18 protein-coding genes are annotated in these 22,267 nt (G+C 45.4%); 5 read left to right on the top strand and 13 right to left on the bottom strand.

Annotated features, from left to right (window positions below; translation table 11 throughout):
- Positions 1-869: 869 nt before the first annotated feature.
- The 3 genes from EC604_RS30905 to EC604_RS04170 form a co-directional block, all read right to left on the bottom strand.
- Positions 870-1,166 carry a Uma2 family endonuclease gene (locus EC604_RS30905; protein WP_345789251.1) on the bottom strand — a complete coding sequence of 99 codons (297 nt, stop codon included), beginning with the start codon at positions 1,164-1,166 and terminating at the stop codon, positions 870-872.
- 3 nt (positions 1,167-1,169) lie between these two features.
- Positions 1,170-1,400, bottom strand: a complete 231-nt coding sequence (locus tag EC604_RS30900) for a Uma2 family endonuclease (protein ID WP_345789250.1) — start codon at positions 1,398-1,400, stop codon at positions 1,170-1,172.
- A gap of 141 nt (positions 1,401-1,541) precedes the next feature.
- Complete coding sequence (locus tag EC604_RS04170; RefSeq protein ID WP_240036651.1) at positions 1,542-3,896, bottom strand: glycoside hydrolase family 127 protein; 2,355 nt, start codon at positions 3,894-3,896, stop codon at positions 1,542-1,544.
- 174 nt (positions 3,897-4,070) lie between these two features.
- Between EC604_RS04170 and EC604_RS04165 the strand changes: the two genes are divergently transcribed.
- Positions 4,071-4,838, top strand: coding sequence for a helix-turn-helix transcriptional regulator (locus tag EC604_RS04165; protein ID WP_123062943.1), 768 nt, complete (start codon positions 4,071-4,073; stop codon positions 4,836-4,838).
- 179 nt (positions 4,839-5,017) lie between these two features.
- Complete coding sequence (locus EC604_RS04160; protein WP_123062942.1) at positions 5,018-5,533, top strand: GNAT family N-acetyltransferase; 516 nt, start codon at positions 5,018-5,020, stop codon at positions 5,531-5,533.
- Positions 5,534-5,728: 195 nt separating this feature from the next.
- Here the strand turns inward: EC604_RS04160 and EC604_RS04155 are convergent, their stop codons facing one another.
- A complete protein-coding gene (locus tag EC604_RS04155; protein WP_123062941.1) occupies positions 5,729-6,772 on the bottom strand; it encodes a 2,3-butanediol dehydrogenase in 1,044 nt (347 codons plus the stop codon).
- 141 nt (positions 6,773-6,913) lie between these two features.
- Between EC604_RS04155 and EC604_RS04150 the strand changes: the two genes are divergently transcribed.
- Positions 6,914-7,819 carry a LysR family transcriptional regulator gene (locus EC604_RS04150; RefSeq protein ID WP_123062940.1) on the top strand — a complete coding sequence of 302 codons (906 nt, stop codon included), beginning with the start codon at positions 6,914-6,916 and terminating at the stop codon, positions 7,817-7,819.
- 103 nt (positions 7,820-7,922) lie between these two features.
- Here EC604_RS04150 and EC604_RS04145 read toward each other — a convergent pair whose 3' ends face one another.
- The 4 genes from EC604_RS04145 to EC604_RS04130 form a co-directional block, all read right to left on the bottom strand.
- A complete protein-coding gene (locus EC604_RS04145; RefSeq protein WP_123062939.1) occupies positions 7,923-9,677 on the bottom strand; it encodes a methyl-accepting chemotaxis protein in 1,755 nt (584 codons plus the stop codon).
- 288 nt (positions 9,678-9,965) lie between these two features.
- On the bottom strand, positions 9,966-10,445 hold the full coding sequence (locus EC604_RS04140; protein ID WP_123062938.1) for a hypothetical protein: 480 nt from the start codon (positions 10,443-10,445) through the stop codon (positions 9,966-9,968).
- A gap of 15 nt (positions 10,446-10,460) precedes the next feature.
- Positions 10,461-11,903 (bottom strand): WXG100 family type VII secretion target, encoded by a 1,443-nt coding sequence (locus EC604_RS30240; RefSeq protein WP_205127912.1) that lies wholly within the window; start codon positions 11,901-11,903, stop codon positions 10,461-10,463.
- Positions 11,904-12,254: 351 nt separating this feature from the next.
- Positions 12,255-12,494, bottom strand: a complete 240-nt coding sequence (locus tag EC604_RS04130) for an anti sigma factor C-terminal domain-containing protein (RefSeq protein WP_123062937.1) — start codon at positions 12,492-12,494, stop codon at positions 12,255-12,257.
- Positions 12,495-12,598: 104 nt separating this feature from the next.
- Here EC604_RS04130 and EC604_RS04125 point away from each other — a divergent pair, with 104 nt between their 5' ends.
- Together EC604_RS04125 and EC604_RS04120 are read left to right on the top strand one after the other, a co-directional pair.
- On the top strand, positions 12,599-13,213 hold the full coding sequence (locus EC604_RS04125; protein ID WP_123062936.1) for a TetR/AcrR family transcriptional regulator: 615 nt from the start codon (positions 12,599-12,601) through the stop codon (positions 13,211-13,213).
- A 16-nt stretch (positions 13,214-13,229) separates the two neighbouring features.
- A complete protein-coding gene (locus EC604_RS04120) occupies positions 13,230-14,210 on the top strand; it encodes an alpha/beta hydrolase (RefSeq protein ID WP_123062935.1) in 981 nt (326 codons plus the stop codon).
- Between the two features lie 134 nt (positions 14,211-14,344).
- Here the strand turns inward: EC604_RS04120 and EC604_RS04115 are convergent, their stop codons facing one another.
- The 5 genes from EC604_RS04115 to EC604_RS04090 form a co-directional block, all read right to left on the bottom strand.
- The gene (locus EC604_RS04115) at positions 14,345-15,703 is read right to left on the bottom strand and encodes an amino acid permease (RefSeq protein WP_275670024.1); all 1,359 of its coding nucleotides are present in this window, start codon (positions 15,701-15,703) and stop codon (positions 14,345-14,347) included.
- A 644-nt stretch (positions 15,704-16,347) separates the two neighbouring features.
- Positions 16,348-16,806 carry a GNAT family N-acetyltransferase gene (locus EC604_RS04105; protein ID WP_123062933.1) on the bottom strand — a complete coding sequence of 153 codons (459 nt, stop codon included), beginning with the start codon at positions 16,804-16,806 and terminating at the stop codon, positions 16,348-16,350.
- A gap of 137 nt (positions 16,807-16,943) precedes the next feature.
- Entirely contained in the window at positions 16,944-18,287 is a 1,344-nt protein-coding gene (locus tag EC604_RS04100) for a DUF1963 domain-containing protein (protein WP_123062932.1), read from the bottom strand.
- 20 nt (positions 18,288-18,307) lie between these two features.
- The gene (locus tag EC604_RS04095; protein ID WP_123062931.1) at positions 18,308-19,489 is read right to left on the bottom strand and encodes an alanyl-tRNA editing protein; all 1,182 of its coding nucleotides are present in this window, start codon (positions 19,487-19,489) and stop codon (positions 18,308-18,310) included.
- A 558-nt stretch (positions 19,490-20,047) separates the two neighbouring features.
- The gene (locus EC604_RS04090; RefSeq protein WP_123062930.1) at positions 20,048-22,195 is read right to left on the bottom strand and encodes an alpha/beta hydrolase family protein; all 2,148 of its coding nucleotides are present in this window, start codon (positions 22,193-22,195) and stop codon (positions 20,048-20,050) included.
- Between the last annotated feature and the right edge of the window lie 72 nt (positions 22,196-22,267).

Raw genomic sequence — 22,267 nt, 5'->3', positions numbered from 1 at the left:
TATTCCCTGTCTCTCATCTTCTTATTGTACATGATGTGAACGCTCTCAGGTGGATAGGATTGGAAAATGGTAAGGGATATTTACGTTAATATTAGAGCGCTATAAAAGGAGAAGTTTGACTTGAAGTTTGAGTAATCTCCGAGTGGTTTCCGAGTAATCTCCGAGTGATTTTTGAATGATTCTTACCTGATATTTAAAAGAAAACTCGCGCAGATATGGGTACTCCATAAGCTATGATGTCGGAGCAGCGCTCTTAATAGTAATATACGTGGATAGAGCTTATCCCATTATCCTTTTCAGGGACAAAACAAAACGAGCTCACAGCTTCTAGATTAGAAGAACCGCTGGACAACCAGGAGCTACAGAGGTGCGTTAGCGGTAAATGAAATGTTATCCGGTAATACGTGGAAAATCAGGTTGCGTGTCATTTTTTATATAGACTTGTCTTTAAGCGGATAAGTAGGATGGGGTGCGAGAATGAGATTTTTTGAGGGAATTGCATGCCAAAAAGACGAAACGGCGAATACTCCCATTTCGTCTTGTGTACGTTATTGTTCGTCACATCCGCATCCGACCTACTCACTACCCATCATCAGTCTAACGATCACAGATGACGCTATTTGGTGTATTTTAGCCCAGCCCAGAATGTAACGATCATGAGAAACGTTATTTTCACATTTGAGATGTGATTCCATTGATTTGAGGCCGTTTTGGCTAAAATAGCGTCGCTGGTGATCGTTAGATTTCTCAACATGCCTAAATCGCCCAAATAAGCTCCGTACGGATCGTTAGAATTTCGAACATGTGCTGGGACGCTAATATGATCAACATGACTTATCCAAGTTTGAAGAGTACATCCAGCGAAATGCTCAGGTCGGGATATAATACGGATTGTATCGTTTCTTTTCAGAGAACAAGTGGCGCGTCTGATATCGCCCATCCTCAAGGGTATACACGTGAACCGTCTGATTACCTGGATCAACAATCCAATATTCATTCACGCCAAATTTCTGATATAGATTAAATTTTTCATTAAAATCCTTAAGTGCCGTTGAAGGAGATAACACCTCTATGATTAGCGAAGGCGCTCCATGGCAACCACTTTTGGAAATCTGATCATTGGAACATACCACGGAAAGATCGGGTTGCACGACATGATCGGGCATGTCCTATTGCTCACTTTCGCTGAAAAAAACGTCAAAGGGGGCAACAAATACATAACATTGCCGATTCTGAAAAAACGTTCGTAAAGCAAAGTGCAGTTCGCCCACTATAAACGGATGTAAGGAGGTAGGCGCAGGAGACATATTATATGCCTTTCCATTAATCAATTCCCATGCTCCATCCCAGGTTAACCAGTCCTCAAAGCGGTAAACGCCAGTATTATCAGGTTTTGACACGACTCCACCTCCTCTTTTAGTTACTTGTGTACATTTTGTTTCGTAATTTTATAGTATGCACATGCACTGCATCCATTATATCACTGGAATAACTTCATTTCATATCAATCATCGAACAGATGATTTGTTGTTACTGGACGCTCACACTAAAAAATCCGGTCTGCTGCGTGTTGTGCGAACCTCCGTTACTTTCCCCGCACAGCCCTTGTCCCCAATTGCCTGGAATGTTACCTTTACACTCTCTTTACCTCTCGTGATTTCTTCCGGGATCTCATAGCTGACACGGAATATTTCGCCGATCTTGTTCATATGAATGCGCTGTTCCCCTACAACAACATCTTGCACCAAAATGTTAAACTGCCGCTCATACCGAATACCCTCTCGGTCAAAATGCAGATAATCCCCGCCCCAATAGGCTACGCACAAATGATTTAAAGCATCCGGCTCTACAGCCAAGCGGTAGCTGAATGCCGCTTCTTTCACCCCGTATGCCTCACGCCACATATACAACCTGTTACGCCCGTCTGTACCGGAGCCATTGTACTGCTCTGCGCGGCAATTGCTCTCCAGTCGATGCCCGATCTCATCCTGCTGACCATCTGGCTGCACGCTATCGACGGTGATATCGTTCAGCGCTTTCTCCAGCGCATCCCCTTCATCATTCAACGCCCAATACACCGTGTAGAATTCATGATGCACATCATAGAACGGGATCAACTTCACGGCTTCTCCGGTGGACGTCACTTTCTCGCTAAGCTCAAATGTAAGCGTCTCTTTATCGACAACCTTGATCCACTTGCTCACATCCACTTCTTCCGTTCGGATGATAGGAACCGGAGCCGTCTTCGGATTCAGTGCAGTTTCGTCGATAATGGTATCCTCGGGAAGCCCTTCGCTGCCAAGCGCACCAGCAAGCACAATCGGGCCATACTGGAATGCCACCTTGTGGGCATCATCCCGGGCTGTATATTTGCGCAGTGCCATCGGCAGCGTAATGGTGATGACATCGCCCGCTGACCAGGTGCGGTCGATGGACAAGTAGCCGGGTTCCAGACGTGTATACGACTGGGCCGAATCCCCGTTCACTGTTGCCGTCATTGGCTTCTGGAGCCAGGAGGGCACGCGTAGCCTTAGACAAGCCGAGGCGCTGCCTTCGGTGATTGTCAGGGACCCTTTTTCCGAATAGGGGAAGTCGGTTTCCAGCTTTAATGCCAGTCCCTGTGAAGCCCATTCCAGTTCGGATGCGATGTACAAGTTCACATACAAATTTTGTTCATCCTCATAATAAATTGCCTCCGCATACTTTCCCGGGTTCTCCATGCCTGATCCGGTACAGCACCACCAGGCCGTATCACGTGTGCCATAGATTTTATAATGACCTTGCAACGTAGAGGCAAAATACGTCTTGTTGCCCGTATCCGGGTCTTGCGTGCCAAGGATATGGTTATAGACAGCGTTCTCATAATAGTCCATGTAAGCACTGTCCGGGTTCCAGGCAAACACCTGCTTCGTCAGATGCATCATGTTGTGGGTACAGCAACTCTCCCCGGTTTTGATGCCAAGGCTCTCCATGCCTTTTGCTTCATAATGCTCGGATATGCTCGTCGCGCCAAAGACATAAGAACGATGCTTCACGGTTGTATTCCAGAAAAATTGTGCCGCTGTCCGGTACGATGTCTGTACAGGGTCTTGATTGTAGATTTCGGCTGCGCCAATGACTTTCGGAATCTGAGTGTTGGCATGCCTTCCTTGCAGTTCATCCCGCTCCTGCTCGAGCGGCTCCAGAATGAGTTGATGTGTAAATTGCCGGGCCGCCTGTAGATAGGCTGCGTTCCCTGTAATCCCATATAGTTGGGCAAACACTTCGTTCATCCCGCCATGCTCACATAGCAGCATCGTCTGAATCTGCTCCTCGGTCATGGAGTTCAGTCCCTCCACTGCCCAATCCGCAAAACGTGTAACCACCTCAATCGCCTGCTCATTGCCCGTCATTTGATAAGCATCAATCAGACCGCGATAGATTTTATGCACGCTGTACCACGGAACCCAATATTCACCAATGTTGAATCCACCGATATGTTCCGCACGAAAAGCAATCCGGAAAGCCTCTTCCGACAAACCTCCGATATATCCGCTGCCCGTCGTCTGTTGAATTGCCGCCAGTTCACTCACAGCATAATCTAGCGTTTGCTTTAAGGCGGAATTCCCCGTTGCCTGATACGTCACCGCGAGGGCCGACATGTAATGTCCGAGGGAATGTCCGCTAATCGAGCGTGACTCCCAGCCTGCATAACGTTCCTTGCGAGGTGTTAACCCGTGGGCTTCATAACATGGAGCCAGAAAGCGGTCGATCTCCAGTGATAACAAGTAGCGTTCTCCGATATGCTGTGACGTTTGAAATGGACCTTTCAGCAAGTTAACCTGTGCGGGGCCCAGAAATCCTTTTCTCGTATCGATCATGCGGCTCGCTCCTTTGGCATATGTAATAAACTTCAAATGGTTTCTTTTTCAGTAGGTCTGAATTCAGCAATAAAGGATAAAATCCGTGTTGTACTTAGGCCAGAACTTATCTCAGCCATCTAGAATCCACCCTTGAATGTCCTCATATTATCAAATAAACTACAGTTACAGCAGACTCAGAATCCAAGAAAAGGTGGATAAATCCGTCCTATGTCAAAACCAGTGGAGCACTATTTATGTGGAAAATTCATATCAGAGGGCAACTGGAGTCATATGCGGCGAAGCATGCCGGTTCATGAGATCATTTTGATGCTGGAAGGTGAGATGTATATTGCTGAGGATGACAAACGATACGTTGTTCATGCGGATGATCTTTTATTTTTAAAGGCGGGCAGAACGCATTATGGTTACCAGATCAGTGATACACCTGTGAGCTTCTATTGGATGCATTACGGGACAGCGCCAGGCTTATTTGTTGATTTTCCAACCCATTCAACCATTCAGGTTCCTTCCATGGCGAATCAACTGTTTAAGCAGTTATTGCATGTATCTTCCTTCTCGTCCGAAGAGGCGGATGCTGCTGCGCTATTACTTCTCAAAGAAATAGAACGTAATCTGCGCACAGACTATCGCCCGCATAACGCCGTGGTGGATCACATCTGTAAATGGGTCGATATCCATCTGCATCTGAATATTACGGTGAGTGAGATTGCGGAGCACTTTAATTTCAACAAGGACTATATTTCCAAAATGGTGAAGCGGGAAAAAGGGATCGGACTCAAAACGTATATCCTCACCGAACGCATGCGCCGTGCCAAACGATTGTTGCTCAATACCAACGCCAGTGTGAAGGAGATTGCAGCCCAATGCGGTTTTAGTGACTACAAGCTGTTTCTGCGCACCTTCAAGCAGCACGAGGCCAGTACGCCGACCGAATATCGCAATCACCTATACAGTACACAGCTGAATCGTTTATAGATTAAGAACGGACTCACCTTTAGCCTGATATCCTTAGGAGCTTCAAACAACCTAGAATAAGATATAGAAAAGTTAAAAGTTCTTATAGAACATTCCAATATCTTAGCTTGAATTCACTATGTTATAATGCAAGGAAAGTTCATTCCCTACTTTACTCATAAGAAAAGGAGAATTTAGATATGACGACGGCTGCCATTACGATTCATCCTGCTTCTCCAGCTGACCATGCTGAGATTGTTGACATTCTGGTTGCCAGTTACGCGGAATACCAGAGCTCGTTTGAACAATCGGATCGTTGGGAAGCCTACCTGAAAGATATCCGTGAATCTGTGGACAATCCATACTTGACTGAATTATGGGTAGCCAAGATCGAAGATCGGATTGTCGGTACTGTTCAGTTATTTGAAACAGCACATAAAGCCTATCCCAATTTCGATCTGCCGATTGATTATCCATTTATTCGTCTGCTGGGTGTTGATCCCGAGTGGAGAGGACATGGCATTGCCCGTGAACTGCTTCAGCGGTGTGTGGAATCCACGAAGGAGCTGGGCAAAAATGCAGTTTATCTCTATACCGGTGGTCAGATGGTGAATGCCATCCGGTTATATGAACGTTTTGGCTTTATTGAAGATCAGGAGTTCAGTCCCGTAGAGGGCGGAGGGCAGGCAATCTGCTATCGTTACGAGATAAAATAAGGCCTTAACGGACGACATATAATACGGACTTACCAGGCCTATCCAAAGTAATCGTACATTCTGGAAAATGTTACGTCTCTTTATACCCATGAAACAAAGGGCTGCTCTCCTGCCATCTGTAGATGACAAGAGGAACAGCCCTCTCGTTTAAACCTGATATCTTAACGTTACAAGGTTAGTATCTCGAACCTGAGATTAACCGCCAATCTCAACCAGAATCTTCGCATGACTCTTATCGCTCATCAGCAGCTCAAGTCCGTCCTGCACAACATCATGCAGCTTAATTTTTTTGGTGATTACCTGCTTCACATCAAGTGCGCCTTCAGCAATGAGTGAGATGACCTCAGGGAAGATGTGTCGGTACGCCAGTGTAGCTGTCAGATTCGCTTCTTTTACCAGCATGTCGAAGAAGTTTACGTGAAGCGGGTTCGGAATCGCGGCGATTACCACAACTTCCCCACCTTTTTTAATCACTGACACAGCACTGTCCATCGTCGGTTGCACGCCAGCTGCTTCGTACGCAACATCAATTCCACCCGATTGCTGCGTAATGACCTGTGTTGCATCCACCTTACTGCTATTTACCGGAATTGCGCCAAGTTTAGCTGCCAGTTCCAGACGATCCTCGAAAACATCGACAGCGTAAACCTCAGATGCTCCCGCCGCTTTGGCTGACAAGATCGTCAGCAAACCAATCGGCCCTGCCCCGTATACAGCTACCTTATTTCCCACTTTCAGCTTGCTGTGTCGTACGGCATGAAAAGCAACCGCAGTTGGTTCTACCAGTGCCCCTTCTTCAAAGGAAACTTGATCTGGAATCGGGTGCACCATATATGCTTCGACTACTACATATTCGGCAAAACCGCCATCCCCGTTCAATCCGACAAAACCAAATTGAGTACACTGATTGTATCTACCTTGAATACAGTACTCACACGTTCCACAATGGTAGAGAGGTTCCACCACTACGCGATCGCCAATGTTGATACCGCTTACATGATCACCTAGAGCACTTACTGTTCCCGCAAACTCATGTCCCAGTGTCAGCGGCGCTTTTTGTCCTGAGAGCGGGTGATTTTCTCCTTCTTGAATACCTACGCCATGATGATATGCGTGTAAGTCACTGCCGCAGATTCCGGCATACTCCACTTTGATCTGCACCTGACCCGACTGTGCAACCGGAACCTCGCGGTCTTCCACACGCACGTCTTTATGACCATACCATACTGCTGCCTTCATCCTGTACATCCCCTTTTATCTAAACTGTTAATACAAGAATGTCCTGCTTGTCTATATATTATATCGCTATTCACCCATTATTCATATTTATAGATACTTATGTTAACATTACTTATACTAATACTAAAAAGGGATGATCGCATGAATCTGGAACAGCTTGAATACGTTGTCGAAATCGCCAAAACACAATCGTTCTCCGCCGCATCGGAGCATCTCCATGTCACGCAATCTGCGATCAGCCAATCGGTTCATCGCCTGGAAAAAGAACTGGGGCTGGTTTTATTCGAGCGATCCAGACAAGGCACTCATCCCACACCGGAGGGTAAACAATTTATCGCCAAAGCACTGGACATTTTACAGCGAATCGATGAATTGAAATCGCTAAATGCAACGACATCTACGCTGACCGGCGATCTTCACGTAGCTACTTTTCCGAGTGTCATGCCTTACTTGGTGCAATCGGCTGCCGATATGAAACGGGATCATCCGCAACTGAGGTTATCGATTGAAGAAAAGGGTTCGATGGAGATCATTGAGGACATCCGGAGCAATAAAACTCATCTGGGCTTTATCGCCATTTACGCAAAACAGCTGCGCGAATTGGATGGGCTGCATTTCACACCGATGTATTCAAGCAAGCTTGTTGTATGCACCCATCAACTGTCTGAACTGGCCAAGCACACACGCGTGACTCCTGATCAACTAAAAGAATATAACCTTGCGTTATATCGGGACGGTTTCATTGAGGATTTTCTGCAGGAGTTCACCTACGAATATGGGCCTTTATCCATCTTATTCAAGACCAATAATTCGGAGGCTATCAGCACCGTATTAACCAATAATATAGCCGCGACCATCGGGCATGATTTTTCCTTTCATCAACATCCGCTTTGGAAAGAGGGTTTGATTAAGATGGTCGAAATTACCGAGATCCAGCAGCCTAAAATGCAGATCGGCTTCGTGCAGACAGAATTCAGGGAGGCTGCAGCTGCGGCGGAACAATTTTCCAAGCGCTTCAAACAAGCGATTGAACTCGCCCATCTATGATCTGCTGTTCATGCATATAGGTGATATGCCCCTAGCAAAAAAAGCGCTTCGCCATGTGGCGGAGCACTTTACTTATTTCCTCTTAATTTAGTTGCCGCTTCACTTACACCTTCACCTTTTTCACTGCTTCACTCATCTCATGCGTCTGCTGTTCCAGCATCGTAGACGTTTCGGCCACCTTACGGAACATCACCGATTGATCCTGCATCAAACGGTAGATCTCATCCGAGTGATCTGACACGCCTGCAGAAATCTGTGAAATGGTGTTGACCGAAGCTGCCGCCTCTTCCGAACCGGCCGTAATTTCTTCAGCTGCAGCAGAAACCTCCTGAATGCGCTGGGTAACCAGTTGGAACGCATCCACGACTTGTGAGAATGCCTGCTCCGCTTCAGTTGTAAATATGACGCCCTGACCAATCTCCTGAGCAGTAACCCCCATTCGGGAACCAATCTGCTGCGACTCCTGTTCAATACGAAGCAATAAGTCCGAGATTCGTTCCATAGACGAACTGGAGGCTTCCGCAAGTTTCCTCACTTCTTCCGCCACAACGGCAAAACCTTTTCCATGCTCACCCGCATGCGCGGCCTCAATGGAGGCATTGAGCGCGAGCAGTTTGGTTTGACTTGCGAAGTCACGAACCGTATGCAGTGCACCACCAATTTCAGTAGAATAGTTGTTCAGCACCTGCACCATCGAGGTGACCTCTCCAGATACTGCGGAGATATTTTCCATCTGTTTCTTCATCACCGTCATGCGCTGCTGCCCGGACTCCGCCGTAGCCAGTGCCGTTGTTGCTGCATCTGACACCACATTGGAGGATTCAGATATATCGTTAATGCCTTTTGCAATCTCTTCCATGGCATGTGCACTGTCACTTGCGCTTTGCTTCTGCGTGTGAGCACCTTGTCTGATCTCCTCGACAGCACGATCCACTGTTTTGCTCATGGCAAGCATTTCTTCCGTACTCCGATTAAACTCTTTCGTGGATTCGGATAACAATTCGGTTGTTGAAGCTACCCCTCCAACCATATCACTTACCATTTTATTTAAATTCCCTGACATATGTATCATCGCCTGATACGTTGTTCCGATCTCATCTTTGCTCTTCAAACGATAGGCTGTCAAAATGCGATTTGCTTCGGCAAGCTCACCTTGTGCCATCTTTTCCACACTCGATTTCAGCGGATGTAGAGGGCGCAGTCCTCTAACGATAAACCACATCACTATAGCAATACCTGCAAGAGTAACAAGCAACAGGATCACATACAACGGCAGACTTGATCTCAAAATATCGGTTTCGATACCTCCGATAACAGAAATCCCTGTATCGATACCAATCACACCTGCAAGAGTACCGTTGCTATTTAGAATTGGAGCATAGGAAGAAATATAATCACCATACTCTGGATTATTAATAATCGGCGAACTTGCTGTTTCCCCTTGCAGCAACTTCTGCACCGCATCTGCAGGAATGTCCGTCACTTCGTTGATTGCTGAAGCTTTATCCGCATCCTTCATTCCGTCCACCATGATCAGTGGAGTTCCTTTATCGTCAATTTTGACGAAATACACATACATAGCACCAATACGCACTCGGAAATCGTCCAATTCATCCCGAATACGGAGATACTCCTCATTTTCCTTGGGGTCCTTGGCAAATTCCACATATGTTGCAGTATCCAGTTGCTTCACATAACTCTCGGCAATCTGAATATTGTAGCTCGTGATAGCCCCCTGCGCAGCAAGTTTCACATTAGCGATCTGCGTCAGCATACTTCCCGCTGCTATAATCGTAATGACCAGTGTAACAATAGCCGCAATACGCACAACCAGACGTTTCCTGAAAAAACCGATCATTTGCTCCCTCTTCCTCCCCACGAACCCAAGCCTTTTTGACTAGGCCGTACCCAAAAAACATATGTTTGAAGCACTAAGTATGGGAAAATAGTATATGAATATGTCGAATTACGCAAGAAAATATTGGATTTACATAAAAACGTTATCATTTCCGTGTTAGCTTTGGTATTAGGGACTTTAAAAAGAGTTATGAAGCGAGGTTTTTTAGAGGTTTTCTTTAAGATTCTATCATCTTTATCGGATTGTACTTTGGGGTCGTTTCTGTAATCAAACAGTAAACTCCTCTAACTAATCTATTTCAAGGGAGTTCATATTCACAAAATTTTCATACCAGTCTTCTAAAGGGATATGTGATCCGTTCACAATATCCAAAGCATTTATTCTAAGAACAAACAGCCCCTTCCTTTCAAGAATTTTAATCAAAGGTTCATATACATTCAAATGTCTATATGTTTCTGGGCGTTCTTCAGCATACTTAGCAAGATGTAAATAATATTGAATAATATTTTTCACATATATATTTTCTCCTAAAAACTCAACAACTTCTGAATTGCAATAATCCGATACCTCAACTTCTTCAGTATCACCTAGTAATTTTGCTATGTCAGCAACTAAAGGTTTTATCGGACTGATCCCCTCTTCTTTGAAAAAACAAGCCAATCTTCGCAGGAATTCACATGCCAAGTCAGCCTCCACTTTAGAAGCAATACCGCCCACCAAGCTCCAATCAATATTATTTATCCTTGCAATTGCTTGTTTAAGATACATGCTCTCACCTCATATTTAATAATCAATCCCACCATCCATATGTTTAATAAAATCTGAACCAGAATCATAGCCTGGGAAGGATGCTGTTGGATTGGGATCTGTTATATTTGCCTTATCGTGTGCATTTTTTAAAGGATCGGGATCAAATCTTTTTGTGTCATTATTCCATGTAGACGGATCTCTTAAGGGCATACCACCATCCATATATTGCTTTTCTTTAAGCTCATGATTGGCTAGTTTTTTAAACCATTCTATATCCTTTTCAGTTAGTGCGTTCTTTTGAGCCTTCTGCCATGCGTATGCAATATCTGCGTCTGCCTGAAAGTACAACTCCTCATATGGTTTACCAGATACAGATAATTGTTTTCTGTCTAAGAACAGATGTTTTTTCATCCTTAAAATCTGTTCCTCTGTTAAATTCGTATTCTTCGCTACTACTCCAATATCCTCAACACCTGATTTTCTAATTTCGATGTATTTTCTCTTAAGAAGAGCTTGGAATCCATCTTCTGGTACAATTATATATTTTCTCATTTGAACAGGATCTAATATATAGCCAGTACTCCCTGTTCCCTTACCAATCTCCTTTTCCTTCTCCACAAATTCAGAGAATTTAGAGGATTCCCGGGCCTTTTTACTCTCCGCAATATTGTCCATCACTTGAAGACGCGGGTCTTTAAATCCGTTAAAACCGCCCGTCATCTGTCCAGTTCCCGGCCATTGGTTCAAAACACTAACCTTAGTACCGCCTCCTGACGATGTCAGTAGATTATGAGGTTTGATCATCTTGGCGGTGAGACCACCGCCGACCATCATGCCTCCCATGCCCATCATATTGGCCCAGTGCTCGCTGGACCAGGCATTCGTGGGGAATATCGCTTCACGGATTGTACCATGGATGCCAAACGTCAGCCAATTGGCTGTATCATTGGCAGAATTAAAGGCTTTATCCGCTCTATCCATGTAACCTTCCACCAGACCACTTGGGATACCAAACGTCCAATAGTCCAGAAATCCGCCGACACTGTCGTAACGCTTCTGGTAGCGGTCATCTGCAGCCTGCATAAAACCAGTACCGAGTTCTTTCAAACTATCCACCGATTTTTGAAAAGCATTACGATTGTCTACAGTGGGAGCCCGGCATTCATCCGGTGGAGGCGGCATACAATTGGCATCGTAGGATTGCGTAGTCTGCTGATCCGCCAGTCTGAATTTCTCCGCATGTCCTTCAAGCGTTTTGGCAATCGAGAGGGAGAGTGAACTGAAGTTGTCCATCACTCGTTGCGCCGCGATGAAATCAGCATAAAATCGTTCCTTAGTGTTCCCGTTCCACTGCCTTTCAATTTCGAACAGCTGTTGTTTCAAGACGTGATTCATCTGAGTAATCTGTCTTTGGGCTGTGACGAACTGTTTTGAAACGGACAATAGCTGTTCCGGGGTTACTTTAATCGTTGTCATGGTGTACCCCGTTATCGATATTGTTCTAATTATGTATTTCGTTGTTACACGAAGATTCTGTGTTTCATATATGCCAGTTCATCCACCAGCACATGAGGTTTCAGTATAACTGGATTGAATTTCTTTTCGTAGAGACTGAGGTCTTAATCTTTTAGTTCCTATTACCCCCAGTACGCCCTATTTGTAACAATCTTTGTAACCTAGATACCCCCTCGCTCCCAATCTACAAAAAAATCCCGGCGCATGCGCCGAGATCCTTCATTTTTCATCATCACTCCTTTAATGATCAAGAAATATTCTAAGAAAGTTTGAACCTGGAAACTTAATATTTGTCCACTATAGCGCCCAACGTTACCCTCTGAGATATGGCTGACCATTCAGGGACTGCAGCTGTTTTGCTGTTCCCGTCACCACGACACCCAGAATGCGAATATCGCTCTCTTGTGGCTCTTTTTTATCTTTTTTCAAATAATCGTAGATTCGGTTGAACTCATAATGATATAACCCTTGAAGATGTCTCCCCTGTTCCAAAGCATCCAGAAACGACTTGCCATTCACTTCTGTCGGTTTTGCTGACCGGCATATGTACATCAAAATCAAAACTCACTATTGCCATATAAGATAGATTCGGCTATATTATTAATTAATTGATCAGTTAATTAATTAATGTACAGATAAGAGAAAGGAGAATTTTAGTGGCTAGAACTGTGAATGAAGAGAAAAGGCTTGAGCGGCGTAAACGCATCTTGGAAGAAGCTGTCGTCTTGTTTGCGGAAAGTGGATACTCAAACACCACAACGGCTCTTATTGCTAAAAATATCGGTGTGACTTCCGGAACCATATTTCAATACTTCCCAACTAAAGAAACTTTGTTTCATGCGGCTGTCCTGGAACCGCTTGAAGATATCCAGAAGAAATCACTGGCTATGCTTCAACAAGATGAATCACCAGCAGCATTGATTAAAAACATGGTAGAAGAACAATTCAACCATATTTACTCTTACACCAATGAGTTACGACTGGTCCAATCTGTCCTGGGACAACGAATCAGGTTCCCGGAGCTTACTCAACAGGTTCTGGACAGTATAAAAGTAATGACAGATACGATTGAATGCGTTTATGCAAAGGGGCAATCCCTGGGGGAATTCAACCCAGGTTTCTCACCGGCCATGATCTCACGAAGTTATATCTCTTTCTTAAATGGGGTAGCGTTAACACTCGGAGAAGATATTGTTCATCATCCGGAATGGGAAAATCTAAAGGCACATGCCTATTATCTGTTTGCCCCCGTGCAACACAGCACGAACTAACACTGGAGGAAATAAAATGAAGCAACAACAACCGTCGATCGAACTCGATTCGACATTTAAAAATCGCATTAAAAAACATAAGAAACTATTATGGAGCCTGACGATTGCCCTCGTACTTATTTTAACTGTTGTGTTCTTCATATCTTATAAAGTCGTAGACATCCTGTTACACCATCCACGAGATACCGATGTCAGTTATGAATTGAACATGGATAAAACACCCTATGAGGTCGTTGAATTCAAGAGTTTAAAAAGTGATAACACGATAAGAGGGACCTTCTTCCCGGCAAACATTTCTTCAGGCAAAGCAAGTAACAAAACGCTTATTGTCGTGCATGGATATACAAGTAATCGCCTCGTCAAGGGACGTACGCCAAAGTTGGCAGAGCATTTCATCCCGAAAGGTTATAATATATTGGCCTTTGATCTCAGCGCACAAGGTAAATCCGATGGCGAGATGATCACACTTGGTCTGCGTGAGAAATATGATCTGCTTGCAGCTGTTGACTATTTGAAATCCAGAGGCCAGGCAGGCGAACATATTGGCGTTATTGGCTTCTCTATGGGAGCTGCTACGTCCCTGCTAGCTACAAGTGAAAGTGATGATATCGAAGCGGTTGTAGCAGATAGTCCGTTTCGTAATGCCGGTTTATTTTTAAGAGAGGGTCTGCCTGTATTCTCTGGATTACCTGCATTTCCATTCGGTTATACCTCCACATGGATGGCTAATTGGGCATTTGACATTGATCTTGATTCTGTGTCGCCTATGGATGCGGTCAAGAAGATGCAAAATAAACCGGTTATGCTCATTCACGGTACTGGGGATCAACAGATCAGTTATACAAATTCAGAAAAGATCTTTGAGAACTTGAAGGATAATCCTAATGCAGAGGTATGGTATCCAGCAAATACCGAACACATTGATGCTATCAATCATTATCCAACGGAGTATTTTGCAAGAGTGGACCGTTTTATGGATAAGTATGTAGGCAAATAAATTAATCTGTTAACGTCAGCAGTATAATCAGACATCATCTTTTTCTAAGAAACAACATAGATATGCTTATCAAAAAAGGTACAGACATCTCAACAATATGAGATCATCTGTACCTTCTTTTTACTTTAGTCTCTTTAAGCTGATTTGCTATTCATCTTGCGGAATCGAATCAAAGACCATATCGTCAGCAATGCAAGTACACTAAGACAGATACTAATACTGAACCGGTTGCCTTCATCAAACACAAACATTAGAGCAATGACGCTCAGGATCAAGACAACTACTCCGGTGATGTAAGGAAATCCCCACACTTTGAATGTAGGCTGAACCGGATACTTTTTACGCAATTTAAGCTGAGAAGCAGCGATGCAGATCCAGACCAGAATCACGACAAAACCCGGAACAGCAAGCAACACTCTAAACAGCTGATCTTGGGCAAACAGTCCTAACATGGAACCTGCCAGCAACACAACGGTACACACCAGCAAGGTATTAATCGGGCTTCCGTTGCGGTTGGTTTTGGCGAGTGCTTTAGGGGCCTCCCCGCCAACAGCCATGGAATGCATCATACGAGATGCTCCGTAGATGCCCGAGTTCGCTGCGGACAGCACCGCCGTTACCAGAATAAAGTTCATAATATGCGCAGCACCCGGCAAACCTATAGACGCCAGTACCTGTACAAACGGGCTGCTTTCCGGCCCAATCTCGTTCCAAGGAATCAGACCACAGATAATCAGAATCGGCAACGTGAAGAATAAAATGATTCTGAACATGAAATTGCCTACGATCTTGGGCATCACTTTCTCCGCATTTTCCGTTTCCGTCAAGGTCAGACCGATTAGCTCCGACCCTCCATACGAGAACATAACAACAAGAAGCGCCGAGAAGATCGATGTCCATCCGTTCGGGAAGAACCCGCCAGCTTGTGTATAGTTTTGCAGGTATGGTGTGTTGTCACTTGGAATAATACCAAAGATCAGCCCAGCCCCGAGCACGATAAAAATAATGATCATCGCAATTTTGATCCCGGCCAGCCAAAACTCAAATTCCCCGAACACACCAACGCTGAGCAGATTCACCAGTATGATGAATGCAGCACACGCCAGACTGAGCATCCACAGCGGTACATCTGCGAACCAATATTGCAGGAAACTGCCCGCCGCGATGACCTCGATGACACATACCGATAACCACAAGAAGCAGTACATCCATCCCATAATAAACGAAACTCGGCTGCCGAACGCTTCCTGTACAAAATCTTTCATATTTCTGTTCTTGTACACCGTAGCCATCTCTGCCATCGCAGCCATAACCACAAGTAATAGCAGTCCGGCAAAAATGTAGGTCACAATGACACCTGGACCTGCAAGTCCAATCGTGCCTGCACTACCTTTAAAAATGCCTGTCCCAATGACACCCCCCATTGCCATAAAGGTAATGTGTCTGGGTTTTAATTTTTTCTGTAATGATTCTTCCGTCTGAGTCTGAGCCAATTGAAATCCTCCTGAGGTACAAAAACGTCTGTAATCCTTGTCTATTTTTGAGCAATATAAAGTCCAGTATACCCTATCCATGATGAAACAGCCCACCCATTCTGTATGGCCAATTCATCCCAAACTTATGACATGCCTATGATTTATACCCCATAACTGCACAAAGTAATCGATATGTTCCCCATGTAACCAAGCTATATCCTATTCCATAAAGTAGCCATGCATCCAGATTGGCGGTGAACGTCCCCCAATCACTAGTGATATACAGCAAAGGCAGCAAAAGAGATATACCCAAAGCAATTGTCCTACTGCACCATTTCGAAGCATACCAGCACACACCCAGAATCACAGCCAATATGGGACACAATACGAATCCAACGAACAATGGGTTCATTCCTTCAAACCACCAGTAGAGCATTTTCCCGCACTCTCCATTCTTTGGTGCGTCACAGCGTTCAAATCCCGAATTTTAGTTTACCACTTTTTACGCTGTATGAACTGTATCAAATGTTTCATTTTTCTTCAAATAGACTGAAACGGTGGAAAAGAAATGCTAGCGTACACGCTCAGATAAACGTCAAACAGCCAGACTCCCTATACTGGAGAGACTGGCTGTTTCCATTTTAAATTCATCATCTATATTGTTATTCAATCACTTTGGTCATAAATGTACTGTTTGGGTCTAGAACATAGTCAGCAAACGGCTCGCAATATTTAAAACCAAAGTCTTCATACAACTTGCGTGCCGGTATAAAAGAATCCATCGAACCCGTTTCCAGGCTGATGCGCTGATATCCGCGAGTTGTCGCCTCTGCAATGATGTGCGTCAAAATATGGCGTGCTACCCCTTTGCGTAAATGAGCGGAAGCTGTACGCATCGATTTCAGTTCACCATGCTCCGCGTTCAGTTCCTTAATGGCTCCGCAGCCAAGTAGCTCATTGCCTTCCCATGCACACCAAAATGTGATCTCGGGTTTCTTCAGCCCATCCAGATTCAAAGCATGTATGCTCTCTGGTGGGGAATCCGCCGCCATACCTAACAAATGCTCCGCGATTAGTGCTTTTACCTGATCCCCACTCAAATCATCCACTCTAATATCCATCGTTTCCACTCCTGCCGACATTTTGTAATTTATCTATCTCCACGAAGCTGATCAATGATTATATATTACAATGATGTCAGGTTTTATGACAACAGCGGTTTCTTGCTGGAAGACGCTTGGAAAGTGGACGGATAACATCATGACTGCTGATACGATACTGCTGTCATCTGGCAAGGCTCGCAACCAAACATATAATACACACCTTCACCATTCTCCTGGATCATCTCACCGTCCAGCTGTCCAATGGCTTTCATCGTAACAGAACATGCCGGACATGAAGGATAGTCTGCATCCTGTACCCAACCAGGATGACCTCCAACCTGGGACAGAGAAGGTTCCATGGCCCATTCACTGCCATGAAAAGGCTGGCGCGGTTTGGGCGCAATATGGAACAGACGCCGCTGTACCGAATCATCTAGAGTACTCGATACAAGTCCCGAAACATCGACCCTGATCTCTTCAACGTCGATATCATCAAATCCATCAGGCTTCATATTATGCTTGCTCCAGATCGGTTTCCCTTCTGCATCCATTTCCATGTACACCACGCTGTAACTGCTGCATACCAAGCAGGTATGCACATCAAGTTGTGGAGAGTTCCAGTGAACAGACTGAAGCGATGGATGTTTGACATGTAAATTCATTAAGCTGATAAATGAACTACCGCACCATGGACAAAGACTGGAGCTTGGCACAAGCAAAGAAATCGGAGAACCCTCCAAATTCACACTCTCGCTTCCTTCTACATCATTGTCTCCTGCTTCATACAATGAATAACTCGGGGTGATGAACAATTCTCTGCGTTGACCTTCTTCTGTTAACTCCCAACCCGCCTGCAACGTATAACACTCAGGTTCGACATATAGCTCGCCAGCCCATTCGGGCGGAGACTGCTTCCACTGCCAGAACTGTTGCACAACAGCATCGTCACCGATATAGGCTAGCATGATCAGAAAGTGGTTGCGATTCTCCTTATCGTTGTTCACCTGCTGAATCAGATGATCTCGCGTCTCGCCAGAGGCGCTTTTGAACAGAACAGCTGGATAAACGATATCCCTCTCCAAAAGTTCGGGAATTTCCGCTGTCAAGGGCAGATCATGATAACAAACAAGATACAGCAAGATATCCTTACCGCCATCCTCGTCATCTGAGCGGATCAAATCCATTGCGTAACACTTCATCTCATGCTGTTGCTCTGCCGAAAGGGACAGATACACTTGTTCCATGGAGTATTTATACGGTACATATCGAATAAGTTCGTTATATGTCCGAGGTTCATGCATGATTTTCAGAATATGCACCGCATCCGTAATGCCTTCATATAGATCGACATCTCGCCGATTCGCTTCAATATAACGCTGGTGTGCCTCCCGTTCCATTTCCTGTTTACAAGGCATACAATACCCACCTGTTTTAGCCGCTGTTGCTGGTAAAATCATATGGTCGCATCCTTTGCGTATACACGGGATACGTTCTGCCATGCTTCCGCCTCCTTCAACCTTTAGGAATGGTGTCCAAGCTGCTCCTTGGTGAATTCGTAAAACGCAAGCGCATCCTCACTGCTCGCAAATCCTGCCTGAGCTATCTTCTCACTGCCGCCGCCTTTGCCCTGGTACGCTCCAAGATTGCCTTTGAAAAAAGGTCCGCACGCCCATTCCGCAGGCTGCCCGTTCTGTGCCAGCACCACCTTCGCTTCCGAGATACTGGCAAACAGCACCAAACCTTCATGCTCTTCCGTAAGTTTGGCAGCAAGACTCTGCATGTCCTTGAGTGATTTGTCCTCGAAAATCTGGGCAATGACCAGCCCTTCCCGTGCCGCAAGCAGCTCCCGTGCGTAGTAAGCGTCGTTGGTAGATTTGACAGCATTCAGCTCGCTTTGCAGCTGTTTCTGCTCCTGTTCCGTTTTCTCAATACGCTCCAGAAGTTCGTCCCGGCTTGTCTTTAATTTGGTCGTAATGCCGTTCAAAACCTGCTGAATTGCTGTGAATTCGTTCAAAGCTCTCGTACCGCATTTAAAATAAATTCGTGTGCTGCTCTTGATCTTCTCCGTTTTCAGCAGTTTAATGATTCCTATCTCGCCTGTAGCCGCCACATGTGTACCACCGCAAGCATTGTACTCCACACCCTCAATCTCCACGATGCGAATGTCCTCCGTCACCGTCGGTTGCTTCACTAAAGGCAAACGTGCGGCTTCTTCGGCAGTAACCCAGGACGTATGAATCGTGGCATTGCGGACAACCTGCCGATTCACCTCTTGCTCAACTTCAGCCAGCTGTGCTGCGCTGAGAGTCTCTGCAGCTACATCAATCGTTGCGTAGTCCGTGCCCAGGTGAAAACTGAGTGTCATGGCATCCGTTAGCTTCAACGTAACTGCTGACAACAAATGCTGCCCTGTATGCTGCTGCATGTGGTCAAATCTTCGCTCCCAATCCAGCTCACAGTCCACTTCATCCTGCTCCGGGGAACGCTCCAGCTTATGCCATACTTCTCCGTCTTCCAAGTTCACATCCAGAACTGCAATGCCGCCAATCTGTCCTAGATCACACGGTTGCCCGCCTCCATGCGGATAAAATGCCGTCTCGGCGAGCGTAACGTATATGGCATCTTCCTTCGTCACTCGATTTGTAATATGTGTATGCCACTCGCGCGTGTAAGCAGCGTCATAGTAAATTTTTTGAGTCATTGAATGGATTCGTCCCTTCTCGTTCAAGTAAGTTACATCTACTCTCAGATTACACTATTTCCCATAGCGAAAGCCAATATTGCCACTTCTATCTCTACATCTATGCAGTTGAGATCATCTTGCAAATGATAAGCTATCTATTAAATTCTTTGGTTCCGGTCTACTCAATATAAAAAGACCGCTCTGTAAGCCAAGCCTACAGAACGGTCTTTTTACTATCCAACGTTTAATCTGAAAACGTTGGATATGTCGCCCGTTCATTACACCGGAACGGAGATGGAAGACTAATGCTCGCCTGTAGACACCAAGAACGAAGCAGACAAAAAGGACCTGAAGAAGCATAGCGTTCGCTCAAAAGCTTTCTGCAAGAAAGCTGCATCGGAAGCAGACGCTTATCACCGGATTGTTCCCTTCAGGGGATCAATCAACATAATCCGGGGATAAGGGCGATCGAAAGGTTTTTTGGCTGTAACGTTCCCATGTGTCTACCACAACCAGCATAGTCAGCCATCGGAGTGAGCAGTGTAATCTACAAGCCACGCCATATCTTTTTTCACATTAAACCAAGTTCCAGAAGAGGACGGTATTGGCCACCGTCACCATTGTAAACAGCAACGTATTAACAAATGCCGCGAGCCATACATTGTTCGTTTTTTCAAACAATTTGCGTGCGTATACGGCAGCAATGATCAGACATGGCACCAGTGCGAACAACAGGATGCCGTTCAGTGCTTGAGTTGGATACAGCGCCACACCTGTCATAAAGTCTTTGCCATACTGTGCCAGCATCCACAATACCAGTCCGCCCACATTCAGTACAATAGCAAGGAACATACCGCCGCGTTTGCCGCGCGTATTGGCGTTCAGAGCAATGGCACTCACAAAGTAATAGATCAGGAACAGTGGTGCATAACGCAGTGCAGTCACGAAATGTGCCTGTTCAAACGTACGTACCGCAAATGTCCAGATACGGAAGTCCGTTCCGAAGATCGCCTGTACCGCGAACAGCAGTGCATACCCGATTACAATAGCGAGTACAGCTGTTACAAGGCTGGCAATGATTGTTCCGATATTCAAGCTGATTCCGTAATCACTGAAACGGGTACCTGCATCTTTTTTGGAGAAATAGTGGAATGCAAAGGTCACCAGAATCATAATCAATGCCGATACCAGCGCCCAGTATACGATCTGGTTCGTCGTTGGTTCATTGAAGTATGTGCCTGTAACGACAATTTTGCTCGCATAGTTAAACACAACCCACATGACCAGAGATACAATGGCCAGCAGCACGCTGCCTACGCCCATGTTTTTCATCCGGCGGCTTGCCGCAAAATCATTCTTTTTGCTTCCAGCCAAGATAAATCCAATGACTGCACCAAGCACACTTACGATCAACAAGATCAGAGCAATGATACGCAATACATTCAATCCGTCTGCCGATTTATCCATCAGCGTTGGGAAAAGAATAGCCGGAATCAGCGTGCTGAACGCAATCGCGAGCCAGTACATTGTTTTTTGCTTGCCGCTTACGGCAGCGGATACTGTTGCAATCTCGCTGCTAACCGCTTTACGCAGCAATGGCAATCTGAGCAACAACGTAATCAACGGTACAATCATCAGGAAGAAACCGATCAAGGCTACAAAGTTAAAGGCTTCCTTCGCCCACCAGATCTGATTTCCCGATCCCAGATTTACATTGGTCTGGTTCGGTGAAGTTACCCCATTGAAAGCATGCGCGTAAAAGTCGATCAGATGTCCCGTTGTCGTTGGTGAAAAATGGTTCCACGGGTGAGTCTGATTCGGTGTGAACATGATGTGCTCGCCCGTTTGCGAAGGGCGTACTACTTTGCCATCCACTAACAGGTCTCCGGACTGTACTTCTGTAAACTTGTCCGTTTCCGCTCTTGGCGCATCTGCTGCCAGTCCGAGGAATGTTTTACCCGAAATCGTTGCGGCAAAATCCTTGCGCATCACGGTACCTTTGATTTCTTTTTCAGCGGCTGTTTTCTCTTCGTCGGATTTATTGAAGAAAAACTCGTCATACTTACCCGCAATCATACCCACTGTACGGCTTCCAAAAGCTGCTTGTAGCTGATCTTGCGGAGCCACGGCTGCTGCATACGAATAATCCGCGCCTACAGAGATCCCTGTATAGATCATGCGGTGTCCTGTTTGCAGTGAAGTCATCTCATCCATGTACATGGAGAGCAGTGTCGAGAATCCGCCCATGGAGTGACCGCTAACGGCAACGTACGCGTTACCCTTGTCATCCTTTTTCGTGAAGTCCTGATCATAGATATATTTAGCTGCATCGAATTGCGAATAAATCCAGAATGTGCCGAACATATCTTTCACTGGAATAGGTGCACTCCAGCGGGAATCCCCGTGATCATACATATCAAGTGCGAGCACGATGTAACCACGTCTGGACATCTCAATGGCAGGTGCATCCTGCATTTCTTTCGTGTTCAAATAACCATGTGTTGTAATAATTACTGGCCTTTTATCATCAGCGCCCGCGCCTTTCGGCATGTACAGCAGACCCGATAATGTTCCGTGATCGGCCTTGAATTTGATCTCTTTAACCTTAACGGAATAGAAGGATGTGTTGAACATGCCGGCGAACAAACTGCCGAAAATGACCAGAACAAGTGATAAAACCAGCAACCCCTGCGGTTTCTTCAAGAATGATGTGACTGTTCTCATTGGTTGGCTCCTTTAAGTAATATAAAATGCGATATAACTTGAACTATTCTTTTACACAATAACGGAGAGGAC

It is taken from the genome of Paenibacillus amylolyticus (assembly GCF_003719335.1).
GTDB lineage: Bacteria > Bacillota > Bacilli > Paenibacillales > Paenibacillaceae > Paenibacillus > Paenibacillus amylolyticus_D.
This window is presented reverse-complemented; position numbering and strand designations above follow the sequence as displayed.

Coding starts and splice junctions, on each gene's coding strand:
- EC604_RS04120 (WP_123062935.1), top strand. CDS start 13,230: ATGAAGCAACAACAACCGTCGATCGAACTCGATTCGACATTTAAAAAT.
- EC604_RS30905 (WP_345789251.1), bottom strand. CDS start 1,166: ATGCCCGATCATGTCGTGCAACCCGATCTTTCCGTGGTATGTTCCAAT.
- EC604_RS04090 (WP_123062930.1), bottom strand. CDS start 22,195: ATGAGAACAGTCACATCATTCTTGAAGAAACCGCAGGGGTTGCTGGTT.
- EC604_RS04165 (WP_123062943.1), top strand. CDS start 4,071: ATGTCAAAACCAGTGGAGCACTATTTATGTGGAAAATTCATATCAGAG.
- EC604_RS04100 (WP_123062932.1), bottom strand. CDS start 18,287: ATGGCAGAACGTATCCCGTGTATACGCAAAGGATGCGACCATATGATT.
- EC604_RS04095 (WP_123062931.1), bottom strand. CDS start 19,489: ATGACTCAAAAAATTTACTATGACGCTGCTTACACGCGCGAGTGGCAT.
- EC604_RS04130 (WP_123062937.1), bottom strand. CDS start 12,494: ATGTACATATGCCGGTCAGCAAAACCGACAGAAGTGAATGGCAAGTCG.
- EC604_RS04140 (WP_123062938.1), bottom strand. CDS start 10,445: ATGTATCTTAAACAAGCAATTGCAAGGATAAATAATATTGATTGGAGC.
- EC604_RS04105 (WP_123062933.1), bottom strand. CDS start 16,806: ATGGATATTAGAGTGGATGATTTGAGTGGGGATCAGGTAAAAGCACTA.
- EC604_RS04160 (WP_123062942.1), top strand. CDS start 5,018: ATGACGACGGCTGCCATTACGATTCATCCTGCTTCTCCAGCTGACCAT.
- EC604_RS30240 (WP_205127912.1), bottom strand. CDS start 11,903: ATGACAACGATTAAAGTAACCCCGGAACAGCTATTGTCCGTTTCAAAA.
- EC604_RS04150 (WP_123062940.1), top strand. CDS start 6,914: ATGAATCTGGAACAGCTTGAATACGTTGTCGAAATCGCCAAAACACAA.
- EC604_RS04145 (WP_123062939.1), bottom strand. CDS start 9,677: ATGATCGGTTTTTTCAGGAAACGTCTGGTTGTGCGTATTGCGGCTATT.
- EC604_RS04155 (WP_123062941.1), bottom strand. CDS start 6,772: ATGAAGGCAGCAGTATGGTATGGTCATAAAGACGTGCGTGTGGAAGAC.